Here is an 18153-nt window from a genome sequence, read left to right on the forward strand (position 1 = left end):
AATGAATGACAATAACATCGACGCCATGCCAAATAAAGAGCTCGTATATAAAACAAGTGAATTAAACTTATGGTATGGGGATAACCATGCACTAAAAAATATTGATCTAGATATTTCTGAAAATGAAGTAACAGCTATCATTGGACCATCGGGATGCGGAAAATCCACGTATATCAAAACATTAAATCGAATGATTGAATTAGTCCCGGGTGTAAAAACTTCAGGGAAAATAGAATATCGCGGACGGAATATCTTTGATAAATCATATGGTGTAGAGGAGCTTCGTACAAGAGTTGGGATGGTCTTTCAAAAGCCGAATCCCTTTCCTAAATCGATCTATGATAATGTAGCTTATGGTCCAAAGATTCATGGAATTAAAGAGAAGAAAGTGCTTGACCAAATCGTTGAGGAAAGCTTAAAGGGAGCGGCTATTTGGGATGAAGTGAAGGATCGATTGAATGAAAATGCATTTGGGCTATCAGGGGGACAGCAGCAGCGTCTTTGTATCGCCCGCTGTCTTGCTATCGAGCCTGATGTAATTTTAATGGATGAACCAACATCTGCTCTTGATCCGATTTCAACATTAAAAGTTGAAGAACTTGTGCAAAAATTAAAGAAGGAATTTAGCATTATTATTGTCACACATAATATGCAGCAGGCTGCACGTATTTCTGATAAAACAGCTTTCTTCTTAAATGGGGAGGTCATTGAATTTACTGACACGGACAAAATTTTCTCTAATCCTGCTGACAAACGAACAGAAGATTATATCACAGGCAGATTTGGTTAATAAACAAGGGATTGAATAAGTTCGCTGAAGCTTAGGGATGAAAGGAGAAATAGGAGCATGTCTGTAAGGGGAAAGTTTGATTATGACTTAAAGGAATTACAGGGGAAATTACTTGAAATTGGCAGCTTTGCACAAGAGGCGTTAACAAAATCGATTGAGGCGCTAGAGACACAGAATATTGAATTGGCTCTTGAAATTATGGACGATGATGCACAGGCAGATTTGATGTATGAGGAAATCAATGATTTTGCGATTCTTTTGATTGCTAAGCAGGCGCCCGTTGCGATTGATTTAAGGCGTATTATTGTTGCAATTAAGATTGCGACAGATATTGAAAGGATTGCGGATTATGCTGTAAATATTGCAAAATCAACCATTCGCATTGGTGCAGAACCGCTCGTGAAGCCGATCATTCATATTAAACAAATGCATATGCTTACTTTAGAAATGCTAAAATTATCATTAGAGGCATTTGATGATGAGGATATTGTAAAGGCGAAGAAGGTCGCTCAAATGGATGATGAAGTTGATGATTTATATGGCCAAACAATTAGGGATCTATTGCAAATCAATTTGCAAAATCCAGAGTTTTTGCCGCAAATTACTCAGCTCTCCTTTATTTGCCGTTTCCTGGAAAGAGCGGCAGATCATGTAACGAACATTTCTGAACACATTTTCTATCTTGTTAAAGGACGGCAATATGACTTGAACAATAGTTAATACACAAAAAAGCTAAGGGATTATATTCCCTTAGCTACTTGTGATGATTTTTGCAATATCCTTATAGCTCATTTGTGATGTTAATTTAAACGAACCAAGCTGGATTTTTTTGCTGTACCCATTTTCCACTAAGTAAAATTCAAACTTGCTTGCATCATCGATGACTTTTTCCTTAGCGAGTATATTAGCAATATCGCGTGAAACCATCCCTCTCATAATTTTTAGCTGATAAGCAGTAATCGACTTTTCTGATTGTGAGGGGTCAGGCAAAGGAGTTTGCTCTTTTTCTCTTTTACTAGTCTGATTAGAAAGGGTTTCGTCCATCTGTTTGTATTTGTCTTTTGTTAAAATAACATAACCTTTTTCCTCTAAAAAGGTTTTTGCACGATCAATATTCATTTCCGGTGCTTTTTTATCCTCAATAGTAAAATGAAAAATTCCAAAAATACAAACAGAAAACAGTACCCCTAAGGCAAAAGCTCGTGTATTTCTTCTATTCATACCGTTGCCCTCTTTCAATCATCTCACTTAAAATAGTTTCCACATCATTAGGAGGTAAGGATGATTGCCGAGAAATTTGATCCACAGTTAATCCTTGCTGGGCTAATGACCATACTTGATTTTTAATGATCTCATGTACTTCTTTTCTTTCAGAAGGATATGGCTGCTGAATGGATGTAGAGGGCTGAAATCCCTCCTCACCGACAAGTAATTCTTCTTCTAACACTTTTAATTTCTTTTTTATTACATACATTTCTTGAATTTGCTGCATGGAAAGCTGATCTATTTCCTCCCTTATGATTTTATATGGGTCTTTTAAAAAAGCGGAAATAATGAACAGGATCAATGCAAAGGCAAGCAGAGCAATCATTACATATTCCAAAAAAAACACCTCGATTTTGTACAATACAAAATAAATATTGACACTGGCTTCATGTCATGAAGATATTCTACCATGATTATTGACAAAATTCGATGAGATTCATTTTCCCTAAGAAAACGGTTAGCGGTTTTGTCGTTTTATTTGTTGAAAAATAGGGTGTATTTTGTCAAATTGCTCACTAATAGCAAGGGTGTAAATTTTTTTTACTCTATTTACCTAGTTAAATAAGGATGCAGCATGAAACGACAATTTCTGTTCATTGTGAGTCATGTCTTTCGGTGCTAACATAAAGATATAGATATAGGAATATTTTGATTCTTTTTATCATAATTTAGTTATTTGGCTTCCGTGTTCAATGTTATGAGGTGGATGATGAATAAAAATAGGAAGAAAAGAACACAAACCGCCCATTCAATGGAGATTGAGTTGGTCTATAATTCACTGCCTTGGTCAGAATATGTGAGTACATATAGTTATTATGAAAAAGAGACAGTAAGAAAATTAAATAGTAATAAAAATGGGGATCTAAAAACTATTTTTCAAAAGTACTTATTGGATGAAAGTTATTGCCCCGCAATAAAAAAAGCTGATTATTTAACGATTCTTCTTCTTGCATGGGAATATCCCCCGCATCTAATTGGTGGGCTTGCAAAGCATGTTCATGGTCTTTCACTCGGACTTCAAAAATTAGGGTATAAGGTATTTGTGATTACAGCTAATCCAGGTCATTTGACCAATGAGGAAATACTTGAGGGGGTCCATATTTACCGTGTGCGGCCTCGCTGTGACACCAACAATGATTTCCTCGAATGGGTTGCTGGTTTAAATGAAGCAATTGCTGAAAAGGCATTACAATTAGCAAGATTACATTCTTTTTCAGTTATACATGCCCATGACTGGCTTGTAGCCGAAAGTGCAGCCTTTATTAAGACTTGCTTAAAGCTTCCCCTTATCAGTACGATTCATGCGACAGAGCATGGAAGAAACAATGGAATCTATACAGAATTGCAAAGCTTCATTCATGATGAAGAACGGCAGTTAGTAATGATATCAGACCATTTAATTGTTTGCAGTGAATATATGAATGAGGAGCTTGTTCAGATATTTGAAGTAAGCGCAAAAAAAATAGCTATTATCCCTAATGGTGTCGAGGAAGGTCTGTCTTTTGAATCGAAAAAGGATGAATTATTGCCTCTGCCATTGCAAGTAAATAAACGTCTAATCTTTTCTATCGGACGAATCGTCAAGGAAAAGGGGTTTGACACGCTTATAGAAGCGGCTTTTTTAATGAAGGATCGATATCCTGATGTTTATTTTATAGTTGCTGGAGCAGGACCTATGCTTGAAGATTATCGAATGAGGGTCATGCAGCTTCATTTAAGCAATGTATTTTTTGTCGGATTTATTTCAGAGGAGACTAAGAACGCCCTTTTTAAGGTTTGTACGTTAGCTGTTTTTCCAAGCAGGTATGAGCCATTTGGTATTGTTGCCCTAGAAGCGATGCAGCATGGGAAACCAATCATCGCTTCAAAGACAGGTGGGCTAAAGTCAATTGTCCAGCACGGATTGACTGGTCTATTAATGGAACCGGGAGATGCATTAAGCTTTATTAAATTGGCTTCCAGTCTTCTGGAAAATGAACTCGGGGCTAAAAGAATGGGTCTTAATGGAAAAACTATGGTCGAAAAAAACTTCAGCTGGCAAGGAATTGCTGAAGATACAGTAAGGGTTTACGAGGAAACGTTGAGGCTTAATGTTTAGATTCAGTATTTTTCGGAGGTGAAAGAATAATGAAAACAGAGACTTGTGTACAATCTTATAGTAAAAATCATACATTAATAGCTGGTCTTCATGTGATCCCAGGTATTTGGGTGAATGGGAGTACTTATTGGATGAAACAAGGGAAAGCCGAACTTTTTTTGGAAGAAGGGATATCCTTACATTTAAAACAAGATTATGATCTTCATAATGCTCAATTATCTAGTTTTGAAGTGATCAATCATCGGGATCATCCTAAAACTGTTAAGGTTCTTTTTCAGCACAGGACCCAATATTGGGATAACAACCATGTATCATTTATTTCTCCAACAGAAAATGCTGTTTTTCATATGGCAGATGAACAGGTACATTTAGTAAATGGATGTATTGGCAAAGGCGAAGTAAGAAAAACGTATACGGTCCAACCGCTTTGGAATATTTATAAAAACAGAATCTGGGATTGTTTAGAGTCTGGAAAGATACAGTATCGTCCAATGGCAAAAGGAAATGTCGTTAGTTTGTTAATATACGACTATCAATTTATGGGGAAAGGCACATTTGAAGGGGAAACATGGGTTATTAATGGAAATGATGAGGCTGAACTAATACACTTAAACAGCTCATTTTTAAAAAAGAAAATAATAAATTAGCATTAGCCGGTCAAAAATAATAATGCCGAGCAGATTCCACTCTGCACGGCATTTTCTATTAAGGCATACAACGGTGCTAATATTAATTTAATGAAATGGTAAACGTCTTCGCCTTTGTGAGCAGTTCATGAGAGTCGCCATCAAGAATATCAGAGGTTGTAAATGAAAAAGAGGTTAGCTTATCGATGTTTTTATCAGGATCAAGTAATAATCCAATCAGCCCTTCTCTTGCTTCATTTGATTTATTATCGATTCTGCTAACGCTTTTTGTTCCTATTAATGTATCTCCTGAATAAATGAAGTTTTTTTCAGGTACATTGTAATGTAAATATTTATTGAATGATACATTTTCCATACTGAAGAATTGAAGCTCGTTTGAAGAAGTATTTTCCACTGTATAAGAGATTTCAATATATGTAATCTCTTTCCCTATATCACTTTTTGTTAATGCTTCTTTCTCATATATCTCTTCAATACTCAGATTATCTTTATAATAGAGTGCATAGGTTTCAGCAAAGCTTAATCCAGTAAATTCCTTAAGTTCCGCTTTTTTTTCTTCATTCATCTGAGAGAGCTTTATCATTTTTATCTCTTTTAACTGAATGACCATAGTGGATATTTTAAACGTTTTGTTTATTGGGGATATTTGCTGCAATGTAAAGGTTCCCCAGTCTTTTTGCCGAACCTTTTGTCCGGTGGTATGAAGATAGTTTCCTCCATACGCATCTACAATTGGAATGGCTTCTTCCTTTATATTTTTCTTCTCTTCCTTTTCAGTTATATGATTCTCTGAAGACGAATAAATAAAAAAATAACAAACGGTCAGTATCCCAATTAGAAAAATCAGCATCGCGGAAATGACAATAACTAATAACTTTTTGGTAACATCCCTTTTTTCTTTTTTGTTAACGTACAATTAGTTAGACTCCTTCCGGGTAAGATAGTGATCTAAAATTGGCTTGATTTTCGCTGTTACATAATGACTCTCTCCACGATTTTTTACATCCTCTACTAGGGCGGTAATTAATATAGAGGGAGAATTTGTGTCAAAAACAACAGTAAACCCGTTCTCCAAGCCATCCTCGCCCTTTTTAGTTTTAAGTTCTGCGGTTCCTGTCTTTGCTCCAAGAATCTCCTTAGTTGTCTTCAGGTTATGAGCGGTTCCCTCTTCACGTTCTACTACTTGAATTAATGCCTCTTTAACGCGATCAGCTACATCATTTGAAATGATCGGTTTGCGCTCGGGTGCCTTTTCATTATTATCAATTAATACAGGCATGACCATATCTCCGCCATTGATAAATGGAGTAAACGCCACTCCTAAATGAACGGGAGACATTAATACCTCTCCTTGACCATAAGCAGAATCAGCCAGCAAGATTTCATTCCGTATCCCGTTATTGGACAGCTGGCTTTGTTTTAAATAAATTGGCAGACTAAATCCCTCTTTAAAACCAAAGGCTAGTGCATGCTTTTCAAACACGTCAGCGCCCATTTCGAGAGCTTCCTGTGCAAAATAAATATTGTCTGAATAAGCGATTGCATCAATCATATTAACAGAAGGCACATCTTTTACACGTGTTACATAGTAGCCTCCCCAGCTATTGTCCTTTTTCCAGCGCAAGCCGGAGATTTCCCGCCTTTTCTCCGGGTATGTTGTTCCTGCGGTCAAACCGATTGCTGCGGTAATAGCCTTAAAGGTTGAACCTGGAGCATAAAGGCTTGTGAAACGATTTAAAAAAGGAAGTTCTGGATCCTCGCTATAAGCTTGCCACTGCTCTACCGTCATTCCACTCACCATTAAATTGGGGTCGAAAGAAGGAGAACTGACTAATGCAAGAAGTTCCCCAGTTATAGGATTCATGGCTGTTACGGCACCCGCATCCTGTTTCATCGCTTCATACATTTCACTTTGCAAAGTTGAATCAATCGTAAGGCTGATGTTTTCTCCATCAATGGCATTTACTTTTTTGATAATACTTTTCTGCTTTCCTAACTCATCTTGTATTTGGATAATGCCGCCTTTTTTCCCTCGTAATTGCTTTTCATACACTTCTTCGAGTCCTGAATTGCCAATATAATCACCACTTGTATATTCTGAGTCTTTTTGTAAATCTTCAAGTGTTACTTCCTTTACATAACCAATTAGATGTGCGCTGCTTTCTTTTTCTGGATAATACCTGATTTTTTTTCGCTGGAAGGAGATGCCCGGCAAATCCTTCCCAGCTACACTTTCTGTATGAAATTCTACAGGCATAGTTGCAATTGGGACAAAGACATCATCAGTTACCCATTTTTGATCTAGGGCCTTAATAAAAGTTTCTTGCGGTATATCAAAATAATCACTTAGTTTTTTGATGCTTTCCTCTTTAGAGCTTCCTAGCTTCCCTGGGATTATGCCCATTTCATAAACTTCCGTATCCATTGCCAGCGGAAATCCATACTTATCAAGGATAACTCCCCTTTTTGGCAGAAATGTACGAACATTTACTTTATCTCCTTTTTCCATTCCTGGAAAGATCATAGATGGATTCCATTTCACTCTCCATTCCTTTCGATTATTTCCTGTATCCTCTTTTAAAAAATCTGCTTCATAAGCTGACTCGATATCACCTAGGAAGGTTTTAATCATAACAGTAAATCGTCCTTTATATGCGCTGTTCTCCTCATCGTAATGGAGTTCCTTTTTTAAGACACTGATAGAAGATGCATCTATACCAGAAAAAATCCCCTGATATTTTTCAGTAAGGCTCTTTCTTGTATAATTATAGTTTTCTAATTCTTCTATTGATGCATATTGAAGCATATCATCGAAATTTTGTTCGGTAAATTGGTTTATATAGTTATTAAATACTTGTTCCGGGGTTGTTTGTTCAACTCGATAAAAATTCCATATAAGAACGCTGCCTAACACTATGATCATTATCAGCAAAACTCCAAGTCCTTTCTTCATTGTTACTCCCTCTTTCGTAAATAGGTATACATGTTGCTTTTTTCTTTATATTTAAGCGTTTGATCCGTTATAATTATAAAATTGAGTCCATAGGTCAGCCATGTATTGGAAATGATAAGTTTATGAAAAGAATCGCAATATTTTGATTTTTAAGGGGATTATAAGTAAATGAGCAACAAAACTTTTCAGATTGTGTTGAAATCTATACATAAAGGGCAAGCTGAGGATTTTGCTTATGTCTCTGAGGGAAGGAGCCTTTTGATTGGACGAGCCACCCAGCATTCGAATGTTGATTTCAAGCTATACAATGATTTTGTATCCAGGGAACATTGTCGAATATATATGAAGGGAGGCAAGCTCTATATTAAAGATTTAGGGAGCAAACATGGCACGGCAATTAATGAGAAGGAGCTTGTGCCTAATGAACCCTGCATCATAGAGCCTGGAGATAAAATAACTTTGATTCACGGGATGATTGAACTGTATATATGTATTGACAATGATGTCACAAGAGAAATTACCTCGATGAACGTAGCTATACCGCAAAGCATTGCAATCAATGATTATTTGCAAACGCTGATTATTGGTGAAATACCAATTAAATTATCTGCAAAGGAATTTACTTGCTTAAAATTATTGTATGAGAATATGGATAATCTCATTTCGAAAGAGGAGATTATCAAAAATGTGTGGCCTGAGAGAGTTGGAGATCCCGATCAAATTGTGACTGCAGAAGAAATTGCTTCACTTCTATACCGGGTGCGTAAACGTGTTAAAGGCTACCTCACAATAAAAGCAGTCGCTCAAAAAGGCTACTATATGGAAATCGACCTGAAATAACTTTATGAATTGAATATAATAGCTAGAATTTCAAGGCAAATAATAATTAATAAACTCACTTTTAAAAAACACACTAGCATTTCATAATAAAAAGTGATATTATAGAAAAGTCGTATGAACGAACTAGTCATCAATAGTTTGGAGGGAAATTACATGCGTGTGAATATTACGTTAGCTTGCACAGAATGTGGAGATCGTAACTATATTTCTAAAAAAAATAAACGAAACAATCCAGATCGTCTTGAGCTTAAAAAATACTGCCCAAGAGATAAGCGTTCTACTACACATCGTGAGACAAAATAAGCAGTGGGGTGATTCCTACTGCTTTTTTTGTTGTTTAAATTAGAAAAGCGAAGGCGCCTTGACAGGGGCGACAAGCATAAGGCAGGCCGGATGGAAGGTTGTTCTTTAACCTTCAAGCTGGAATGGCTTATGACCTCGAGCCCCTAGGCGCTGCAGCTAGACAAAGAAAAGCGAAGGCGACTGTTCAGCGTCGTATGGACTGGAAGACTCCGGACTGAGATAAAGGAAACACGATGAGCGATAGCGAATCGATGTTGACTTATCGTAAGGAGGAAGTCTGAAGTCCAGTAGACGCTAGGAGCCGCAGCTGGACAAAGAAAAGCGAAGGCGACTTGACAGGGGCGACAAGCATAAGACAGGCCGGATGGAAGGTTGTTCTTTAACCTTCAAGCTGGAATGGCTTATGACCTCGAGCCCCTAGGCGCTGCAGCTAGACAAAGAAAAGCGAAGGCGACTGTTCAGAAATAATTGGGGAGATGAAGAGATGAAAAATGAGAAGCAAATGATTCGCAAGAAGATAATGGATAAACTTGCAAAAATCGAGAAGCCTCAATATGAACATGATTCTTATGAAATTGCTCAGCTGCTTTTTCAGGATACCCTTTGGAAGGAAGCAAACACTATAGCGGTGACAATTTCTAAATCACCAGAAGTTGATACATATCAGATAATAAGAAAAGCTTGGGAAGAAGGAAAGCGAGTAGTCATTCCTAAATGTCTTCCTAGAAACAAGGAAATGGTCTTTCGTACGTTAACAAAATTTAATCAGCTAGAATCCGTCTATTATGGATTACTCGAGCCTATTGAAGCCGTGACAAGAGAAGTTCCAGCAAAAGAAATTGATTTAATCATTGTACCCGGACTTGCTTTTTCAAAGAATGGCTACAGAATTGGATTTGGCGGAGGGTATTATGATCGATACCTTGCAGGTTTTGCTGGACAGACGGTTTCACTAGCATTTACGCCACAGCTTGTAGCTGAACTTCCGATTGAAGAGCATGATATTCCTGTTAACAAAATAATAACTGTGAAAAATGACGAGAAAATGAATGAATAGTGTTGTTTTTCTTAGTTTTTTTATCGCTGTCATGGCCTTTTGCGGTTACTCCTTTCGGTTATTGACCATGTCTGGAAGCATTGCTGCTTTCTTTGTCGGTCTTTCTGTAAGTCTTGGTTTTGGGATTAAAGGGTTAATCATTCTTGGCTTCTTTTTTGCTAGTTCGAGCTATTGGTCAAAATATAAAAAAAGAAATAAAGTGGAAATAGAAGGACGCCATGAAAAAGGATCAAGACGTGATTGGCAGCAAGTTGTCGCAAATGGTGGAACTGCAGCTCTTTTTAGCCTTTTATACCTGATTCTTCCTAAAACGATATGGATCATTGGCTTTGCTATTTCACTTGCTGCTGCAAACTCAGATACATGGGCATCAGAAATTGGCTCTTTAAGCAAGCGGCGTCCGTTCTTCATTCGTACATTTAAACCAATAGATGCAGGAACATCTGGAGCGGTGAGTTTATTAGGGACCTTTGCGGCAATCAGTGGAGCTATCACGATATCTTTATTAGCTTTTTATTTTTTTCATCTGTCAATTTTTGAAGCTTCTGTTATCTTTGTGTTTGGCTTTTTTGGCAATCTTTTGGATACTGTACTTGGTGCCTTCATTCAGGCAGTCTATAAATGTGAAGTATGCAAGAAAGAAGTTGAGGCACTAAGTCATTGTGGGAAGAAAACAATATTTATTCGAGGACTCCCTTTTATGAACAATGACCTTGTTAACTATTCTTCCGGTCTTTTAGCAGCACTTCTAGGAATTTTATTCGTTTGGATAAAATGATAAGGATCATCCCAAACTAGAAATAGGAGGGATGAAAATGGGTCGCATACTATCTATTCTGCTTATTGGGTTAGGTGGGTATTTTCTTTTCCAGAATCGTTATCGTGCAATGAATATTTTGTTTAAGAACCCATTTTTGCGTCGTCTGGCAGTCAGCTCATTCATGGGAATTCCTGGTGTCCGTGATCGAATGATGAAAATGGTGTTTCCACCTGGACCTGCATCAGAATTGAAATAAGAAAAAGACCTTTTTGTAGGTCTTTTTCTTTTGGGATTAAATGTATATTCACATGGGGAATATGTGAATAAGTATCTTGCTTTACAAAAGGAAGGATAATTGCCTATAGTAAAAGAAAGGCTAGTTCATGGCGATTTTTGTTTGAACTAATGGAATATTTGATTTTTGCTAAGAGAGTAGGAGAAAATTTGAGTTTTCAAGAGGAATATCTATTTTGGCGGCTGGCCCATTATTTTATTTCTGATCAAGAATATCGGATTGTTCAATTGTCAAAGGAGCAGAACGAAATATGGCTAGAAAAAATGGAGAATAAAGAAGCGCAGACCATACGCTTGCTCCGTTATAATTTGGACTGGAGCAATTGGATGCAAAAGGATATTGAGCTGACCGCGATGAATGGAGAGAGGATCAGAAAACAGCTTGCAAAGAGCAGCATGAATGTTGTTAATATTTATGTGACTCCCTATCCACCGGTAGATGATTATGAATTCAGAATTAGTGAGCCTTTTCAATTCCCTTCCAATGGAAAAACGAGGGTACAATCCATTATTTTTGATCGTGCTCATTATGAGCAAGGTTTTCAGAAAGTGCAAAAGATTTTCCATGATTCAATTTCCTTCCCTGTAGAAGAAAACTACTCTGAGAATGACGTGGACAAATTAAAACTTTCAGCATTATCTATTGCTTCGAACAAAGCAAAAGAAGAGAAAAGAATTTTTAATCAAGGGAAACCTTTTTTTACATATGTGTTCATGATGATTCAAGTAGCTGTTTTCCTATTTCTTGAATCAGTGGGGAGCAGCACGGATACATCTACATTGATTAAGTATGGAGCGAAGTTTAATCCGCTTATTCTAGAAGGCGAGTGGTGGCGTTTTTTCACCCCTATTATTCTTCATATAGGGATATTGCATTTGCTAATGAATACTGTCTCCTTATATTATTTAGGAACAGTCATTGAAAGAATTTTTGGCAAGTCGCGATTTCTTCTTATCTATTTAATTGCTGGCTTTGGCGGTTCCATAGCAAGTTTTATTTTTAGTCCTTCTCTATCTGCAGGGGCTAGTGGAGCGATATATGGGCTCTTTGGGGCACTTCTATACTTTGGGGTGATTTATCCGCAGCTTTTTTTCCGAACAATGGGCTTTAATCTCTTACTTATATTAGGTATTAACCTAATGTTTGGATTTTCTATGCCAAGTATTGATATGGCCGGACATATCGGTGGGTTAATCGCTGGATTTCTTGCAGCAGGAATTGTACATTTTCCGAAGAAAAAAAGACTTGCTTGGCAGCTGCTGTTTTTAGTTATAACGGCTGGTCTTTTTGCAGGTTTGCTGAATTATGGCTTTAACGAACCAGGAAGATTGTTGAATGAACAATCCGCTTTAATTATGGCACAGGAATATATTGAGACAGAAGATTATGAACAGGCTCAAAATTTGCTGCAGGATTACTCAAAAGAGAAGGACGTATCTGCTGAAGTGTATTTTTTACTTTCCTACGCGGAAATTAACTTGAAGGAATTCGCTCAAGCAAAAGAACATTTGCAATTGGCTATTAAAGAGAGGGCGGATTTTCACGAAGCTTATTATAATTTAGCTCTAATCTATATAGATGAGAAAAACTATTCAGAAGCAAAAAAGTGTGCAGAAAAGGCAGTTGAATTAAAGCCTGAACAAACAGATTATACAAATTTGCTTAAAGAAATTAACAATTATATAAAATAGAGTCCCCCTTTATCTTCAATCATACCAATTATTGGTATGATTTTTTTTTTGAATGTCTAAGCTGTTAAATAGGATTCAACGAAAAGTAAGGAAGAATAATGGGGGCGAAAATGATTTGGAGCCACAGGAAAAGAAGAGAGTGCAGTCAGATTTAGATGAAAATACAAAATATCTAAAGGAAGCGCTTGGAGTAGATAAGAGTTTTGATGTGATCCAGCTTGATGCTGTGTATGCTGAAAGAAAAATGGCCTTTTTTTTTGTAGATGGGTTTGTCAAAGATGATATTTTACATTATTTAATGAAAGAGCTCAGTGATTTGGATAAAGAGCATTTAGAAGGAGATACCCTTTCAAAGCTCGTTAAATCATATATCCCATATGTTGAAGTGGAAACAGCAGATGAGCTCGATAAAGTAGTAGATGCGGTATTGGCTGGTCCAACTGCTCTTGTTGTTGATGGAATTAATAAGGTAATCCTTATTGATGCACGTACATATCCTGTAAGAGGTCCCGAAGAGCCTGATACGGAACGGGTTGTCCGCGGATCGCGAGATGGCTATGTTGAAACTATAGTCTTCAATACAGCATTAACCAGGAGAAGGGTAAGAGACCGCACATTAAGAATGGAATACATGCAAGTGGGCAGACGTTCAAAGACGGATATTGTTGTTAGTTATATCGAGGATATTGCTGATCCGGATTTGGTCAAAAAGATTAAAGATTCCTTATCAAAAATTGATACGGACGGGCTGCCGATGGCAGAAAAAACGATTGAAGAATTTATTTCTGGCCGTCATTGGAACCCTTACCCAATGGTTAGATACACGGAAAGACCCGATACAGCAGCTGCCCATTTATATGAAGGGCATGTATGCATTATTGTGGACGGTTCGCCAAGTGTAATCATTGCACCGACTACGTTTTGGCATCATCTGCAGCATGCAGAAGAGTATCGAAACAAACCGCTTGTGGGAGCATATTTAAGGTTGGTCCGTTTTCTAGCGGTTTGGGCATCTATTTTTCTGCTGCCTCTTTGGTATTTATTTGCAATCCAGCCTGAGCTGTTGCCAGATCATTTGTCATATATAGGTCCGAATGATATGGGCCAGCTTCCTTTAATTGTTCAATTCTTATTGATTGAGCTTGGTTTGGATATTCTCAGGATGGCTGCTATTCATACGCCATCGTCGCTTGCCACGGCACTGGGACTTGTAGCTGCTTTAATGATTGGACAAGTCGCGGTTGAAGTTGGTTTATTTATTAATGAAGTGGTATTGTACTTAGCGATTGCAGCTATTGGTACATTTTCGACACCTAGCTACGAAATGAGCCTTGCTAATCGGCTTATGAGAATTGGTTTGCTGCTTGCAACAAGTATTTTCCATACATATGGATTTGTTGTTGGAATATTGATATTCATTTTCATGCTTGCAAGACTAAAATCCTTTGGTGTCCCATATCTTTGGCCATTTATTCCATTTAATTTGCGTGCATTTAGAGATGTCCTGCTGCGTTCTCCAATTCCGCTGAAGAATCGGAGACCGAGATTTTTACATCCTAAGGACCCGGACAGGTAAGGGGGATAAGGTTTCTTATTTAAGAAGCATTTAATCGTCCTACTTGTGGTATGTATGTATTTCACATATACTTTTTATGTGAAAATACCAATTATATTTCTAAAGACAATGGGGTAAAGAATGAAAACAATTTACGATATTCAGCAACTGCTTAAACGGTTTGGCACCATTATTTATATTGGAAACAGGGTAGCGGATTTAGAATTAATGGAGGAGGAAGTAAAGGAATTATACAAAGCCCAATTTATTGATACAAAGGAATACCAATCTGCCATATTGCTATTAAGACATGAGGCACAGATGTTAAGAGAAAAATCTAGATGAATCTTCAAAAAGAGCAGCCATTTTTTTAATGCCTGCTCTTTTTGTTTTCCTAAAATTTGGACAATCATGAAACTTTTTTAGGTTTCAAACGTCTATAATTGTGGGTAATGGTACATTAGCCATCCTTACATTCTATAAAACTAGTGTAAATGGACAATTGATTTTTTGTAAAAAAAGTATTAAGATATTGTTTGATTTATCCGATTCATCCTGAAAATGGAAACAAATATGAAAATTCCACATCTGTTCTTTAAAAAACAGGGAGGGTATCAGCCGGTATGAATAAATTGAAAGGGTCAAAGCTATCGCTGATTGTGATTGCAACTGTATTGCTTTGGCTAAAAACGTATATTGTCTATAAGACTAGCTTTGATATAAAGATAGAAAACTGGAAGCAAGAGTTTATTTTGTTTATTAATCCTTTAAGTTTTCTGCTTTTTATTTTTGGCATCAGCTTATTTATGAAGGAGAAAAATAAAAATCGCTATATTCTTATAACCAGCTTTGTCATATCTTTTGTATTGTTTGCAAATGTAGTATTTTACCGCTTTTTTAATGATTTTCTAACAATCCCTGTCCTTTTTCAAACGAGCAATATGAGTGATTTAGGAAGCAGCGTTAGTGATCTTTTAAGTGTGACAGATCTTATTTATTTTGCTGATTTTCTACTGCTGGTCCTGATTGTCAAATTTAAACCGAACTTTATCTCAAGTAAATCTTTCACTAAAGTAGATCGCAGAGCTTATTTCCTAATAGCGATTGCCTTTGCTTTTTTCAATCTAGGATTAGCTGAAACAGAACGCCCTCAGCTTCTTACTCGTACATTTGACCGTGAAATGCTCGTAAAAAATATTGGAACATACAATTATCATATTTATGATGTTTTTCTTCAATCAAAGTCTTCCGCTCAGCGAGCTTTAGCAGATGGAAGCGAATTAGTGGATATTGATAACTATATCCATGCAAATTACAAGAAGCCGAATGATGAAATGTTTGGCATTGCTAAAGGGAAAAATGTCATTTTGATTTCTATGGAATCTACTCAAAACTTTGTTATAAATGAAAAGGTGAATGGTCAGGAGATTACTCCATTCCTAAATCAGTTTATTAAAGAAAGTTTTTACTTTGATAATTTCTACCACCAGACCGAACAAGGGAAAACATCGGATTCAGAGTTTCTTCTAGATAACTCGCTATACCCGCTTAACCGAGGAGCGGTGTTCTTTACTCATTCGGGGAATGAATTTAATGCAACTCCAGAAATATTAAAGGATTACGGTTACTATTCGGCAACCTTGCATGCGAATAGCAAAAGCTTCTGGAATCGGGATATTATGTATGATTCCTTTGGTTATGACCGGTATTATTCATTAACCGATTATGATGTATCTGATGAAAATTCAGTTGGATGGGGAATGAAGGATATCGATTTCTTCGAACAGTCTATTAAGCACTTGAAAGAAATGCCAAAGCCATTTTATTCAAAATTCATCACCCTAACAAATCATCATCCATTTGAATTAGGGGAAGAAGACCGGCTGATTGAACCATATACTTCTGGTAATAAAACAGTTGATAATTACTTCCCAACCGTACGGTATACAGATGAGGCCATCAAATTATTTATTGAACGGCTGAAACAGGAAGGATTATATGACGATTCTATTATTGTCCTTTATGGGGATCATTACGGAATTTCCCAAAACCATAATAAAGCGATGAGTGAATTTCTAGGTGAAGAAGTAACTCCATTTGTAAGTACTCAACTGCAGCGGGTCCCTTTAATCATTCATATTCCTGGTCAAGAAGGGAAAACAATTTCTACTGTCTCAGGTCAAATTGATTTAAAACCGACACTTCTGCATTTACTCGGTGTGAATACAAAGAATACCATTGAATTTGGTTCAGATCTCTTTTCAAAAGATAAAATGGAATTTACTGTACTGCGTGATGGAAGTTTTATAACGAAGGATTATATTTATACTCGTGAAACTTGCTATGATAAAATGACTGGTGAATCAACTGATGATGCAGCATGTGAACCCTTTATAGAAAAGGCCGCTCAGGAGCTTGAGTATTCTGACAAGATCATCTATGGGGATTTACTTAGATTTTACGAAAATAATCAGGTTCATAACTCAACATTCCTAAAAAATGAGCCGGCAATTGATACAAATTAAAACGTAGAAAAAACCTGTACTCTACAGGTTTTTTTTATTGGGAAAAGTGTGAAGTCATTTTTTTCTTCCCTATTTCATATGAATGAATGGATGAAGGAGGGTAAAAATAATGAAGGTCCAAGTACGTTCTGGCGATACATTATGGTATTATAGCCGGCTTTTCATGATCCCAATAAACTTGATCATTGATTCGAATCCAACGATTAATACATCCACCTTACAGATAGGTCAAGAAGTGAAAATCCCTGGATTTATCATTCAAAAATATACGCTGAGAAAAGGCGATACATTTTGGAAACTTAGTGAGGCTAGACATTTATCGGTTGATGCACTTCTATTGCTAAATCAAAATGTGAACCCAAATCAGCTGCAGGTCGGAAAAACAATCATGATTCCTCAAAGAGTGATCTCACCGGTCGTTAATGGGGAAAGGCAGTACAACTTTAAAGCCTTAACAGCAGATATTGCGCAACTGAAATCCATCTTTCCTTTCATTCAGATAAATAATATTGGCAAAAGTGTATTAGGAAAGCCCATTCAAGAAATCCGTCTAGGCAAAGGAACAAAGAAAGTACATTTTAATGCTTCCTTTCATGCAAATGAATGGATCACCTCAGGTGTTTTAATGTCACTTCTGAATCATTTTCTGTTATCATTAACAAATGTGAAGCCAATAAGAGGTGTAGCAGCTATGCCCCTATATCAAGCTGTGGACCTTTCCATTGTGCCGATGGTAAATCCCGATGGAGTAGATTTAGTGTTAAACGGGCCGCCGGATGAGCTGAGAGAAGAAGTGATACAAATCAATAAAGGAAGTACTGATTTTACTGGCTGGAAGGCAAATATAAGAGGTGTGGACTTAAATAATCAATTCCCGGCAAAGTGGGAGATCGAGAAGGAAAGAAAAGCAGAGAAAGCTCCTGCACCGCGTGATTATCCTGGAGATGCGCCTTTAACTGAACCTGAATCGATAGCTATGGCTAATCTGGCTAGAACAAGGAAGTTTGATCGCATGCTTGCCTTTCATACCCAAGGCGAAGAATTTTATTGGGGATTTGAAGGGCTAGAGCCGAGGGAATCTAGTGTATTAGCTGCTGAATTTGCAAGAGTGAGCGGATATACACCAATACAATATATTGATAGCTATGCGGGATATAAGGATTGGTTTATTCAAGATTTTCGAAGACCTGGATTTACAATTGAATTAGGGTCAGGGATTAATCCGTTGCCATTATCTCAGTTTGATGAAATATTTGAGGAAGTGCTTGGTATTTATCTAGCTGCATTATATATGTAAGGTGAAAAAGCCGATAAAACGGCTTTTCTTTTTGAAATAATTTTGAAATAATTGAAACATTCTTCTTATATTTTTC

At 36.9% G+C, this 18153-nt stretch carries 18 protein-coding genes; 14 read left to right on the plus strand and 4 right to left on the minus strand.

Features of this window, described 5'->3' with window-relative positions; all coding sequences use genetic code 11:
- The first annotated feature begins 1 nt into the window (after nucleotide 1).
- Nucleotides 2-790 carry a phosphate ABC transporter ATP-binding protein PstB gene (pstB, locus tag C1726_RS18850; RefSeq protein ID WP_102275856.1) on the plus strand — a complete coding sequence of 263 codons (789 nt, stop codon included), beginning with the start codon at nucleotides 2-4 and terminating at the stop codon, nucleotides 788-790.
- A gap of 57 nt (nucleotides 791-847) precedes the next feature.
- On the plus strand, nucleotides 848-1510 hold the full coding sequence (gene phoU / locus C1726_RS18855) for a phosphate signaling complex protein PhoU (RefSeq protein WP_102274559.1): 663 nt from the start codon (nucleotides 848-850) through the stop codon (nucleotides 1508-1510).
- A 30-nt stretch (nucleotides 1511-1540) separates the two neighbouring features.
- Here the strand turns inward: phoU and C1726_RS18860 are convergent, their stop codons facing one another.
- Nucleotides 1541-2011: an endolytic transglycosylase MltG gene (locus C1726_RS18860; RefSeq protein ID WP_102274560.1), complete on the minus strand. Its 471-nt coding sequence runs from the start codon at nucleotides 2009-2011 to the stop codon at nucleotides 1541-1543.
- Nucleotides 2004-2393: a hypothetical protein gene (locus C1726_RS18865; protein ID WP_180968244.1), complete on the minus strand. Its 390-nt coding sequence runs from the start codon at nucleotides 2391-2393 to the stop codon at nucleotides 2004-2006. Before C1726_RS18865 ends, C1726_RS18860 begins: the two co-directional genes overlap by 8 nt.
- 372 nt (nucleotides 2394-2765) lie before the next feature.
- On the opposite strand from C1726_RS18865, the gene C1726_RS18870 reads away from it, so the two are divergent.
- Nucleotides 2766-4154: a glycosyltransferase family 4 protein gene (locus tag C1726_RS18870; RefSeq protein WP_235822802.1), complete on the plus strand. Its 1389-nt coding sequence runs from the start codon at nucleotides 2766-2768 to the stop codon at nucleotides 4152-4154.
- Between the two features lie 29 nt (nucleotides 4155-4183).
- A complete protein-coding gene (locus tag C1726_RS18875) occupies nucleotides 4184-4801 on the plus strand; it encodes a hypothetical protein (protein WP_102274561.1) in 618 nt (205 codons plus the stop codon).
- 82 nt (nucleotides 4802-4883) lie between these two features.
- Here the strand turns inward: C1726_RS18875 and C1726_RS18880 are convergent, their stop codons facing one another.
- A complete protein-coding gene (locus tag C1726_RS18880; protein WP_102274562.1) occupies nucleotides 4884-5717 on the minus strand; it encodes a hypothetical protein in 834 nt (277 codons plus the stop codon).
- Nucleotides 5718-7754 carry a penicillin-binding protein PBP4(5) gene (gene pbp4 / locus C1726_RS18885; protein WP_102274563.1) on the minus strand — a complete coding sequence of 679 codons (2037 nt, stop codon included), beginning with the start codon at nucleotides 7752-7754 and terminating at the stop codon, nucleotides 5718-5720.
- Nucleotides 7755-7922: 168 nt separating this feature from the next.
- Between pbp4 and C1726_RS18890 the strand changes: the two genes are divergently transcribed.
- From C1726_RS18890 to C1726_RS18935, 10 genes are all read left to right on the plus strand, one after another.
- Nucleotides 7923-8594, plus strand: coding sequence for an FHA domain-containing protein (locus C1726_RS18890; protein ID WP_102274564.1), 672 nt, complete (start codon nucleotides 7923-7925; stop codon nucleotides 8592-8594).
- Nucleotides 8595-8747: 153 nt separating this feature from the next.
- Nucleotides 8748-8897 (plus strand): 50S ribosomal protein L33, encoded by a 150-nt coding sequence (rpmG, locus tag C1726_RS18895; RefSeq protein ID WP_009332954.1) that lies wholly within the window; start codon nucleotides 8748-8750, stop codon nucleotides 8895-8897.
- 484 nt (nucleotides 8898-9381) lie between these two features.
- Nucleotides 9382-9954 carry a 5-formyltetrahydrofolate cyclo-ligase gene (locus tag C1726_RS18900; RefSeq protein ID WP_102274565.1) on the plus strand — a complete coding sequence of 191 codons (573 nt, stop codon included), beginning with the start codon at nucleotides 9382-9384 and terminating at the stop codon, nucleotides 9952-9954.
- Nucleotides 9947-10732, plus strand: coding sequence for a DUF92 domain-containing protein (locus C1726_RS18905; RefSeq protein WP_102274566.1), 786 nt, complete (start codon nucleotides 9947-9949; stop codon nucleotides 10730-10732). The genes C1726_RS18900 and C1726_RS18905 overlap by 8 nt, the downstream gene beginning before the upstream one ends.
- 37 nt (nucleotides 10733-10769) lie before the next feature.
- Nucleotides 10770-10970, plus strand: a complete 201-nt coding sequence (locus tag C1726_RS18910; protein WP_102274567.1) for a hypothetical protein — start codon at nucleotides 10770-10772, stop codon at nucleotides 10968-10970.
- Between the two features lie 188 nt (nucleotides 10971-11158).
- Complete coding sequence (locus C1726_RS18915) at nucleotides 11159-12700, plus strand: rhomboid family protein (protein ID WP_102274568.1); 1542 nt, start codon at nucleotides 11159-11161, stop codon at nucleotides 12698-12700.
- A gap of 115 nt (nucleotides 12701-12815) precedes the next feature.
- Nucleotides 12816-14276, plus strand: a complete 1461-nt coding sequence (locus C1726_RS18920) for a spore germination protein (RefSeq protein WP_102274569.1) — start codon at nucleotides 12816-12818, stop codon at nucleotides 14274-14276.
- Between the two features lie 120 nt (nucleotides 14277-14396).
- Complete coding sequence (locus C1726_RS18925) at nucleotides 14397-14600, plus strand: YqgQ family protein (RefSeq protein WP_102274570.1); 204 nt, start codon at nucleotides 14397-14399, stop codon at nucleotides 14598-14600.
- Nucleotides 14601-14878: 278 nt separating this feature from the next.
- Complete coding sequence (locus C1726_RS18930) at nucleotides 14879-16780, plus strand: LTA synthase family protein (protein WP_102274571.1); 1902 nt, start codon at nucleotides 14879-14881, stop codon at nucleotides 16778-16780.
- A gap of 109 nt (nucleotides 16781-16889) precedes the next feature.
- Entirely contained in the window at nucleotides 16890-18077 is a 1188-nt protein-coding gene (locus tag C1726_RS18935; protein WP_102274572.1) for a M14 family metallopeptidase, read from the plus strand.
- The last annotated feature ends 76 nt before the right edge of the window (nucleotides 18078-18153 follow it).

Source organism: Cytobacillus massiliigabonensis, from assembly GCF_900199725.1.
GTDB lineage: Bacteria > Bacillota > Bacilli > Bacillales > Cytobacillaceae > Cytobacillus > Cytobacillus massiliigabonensis.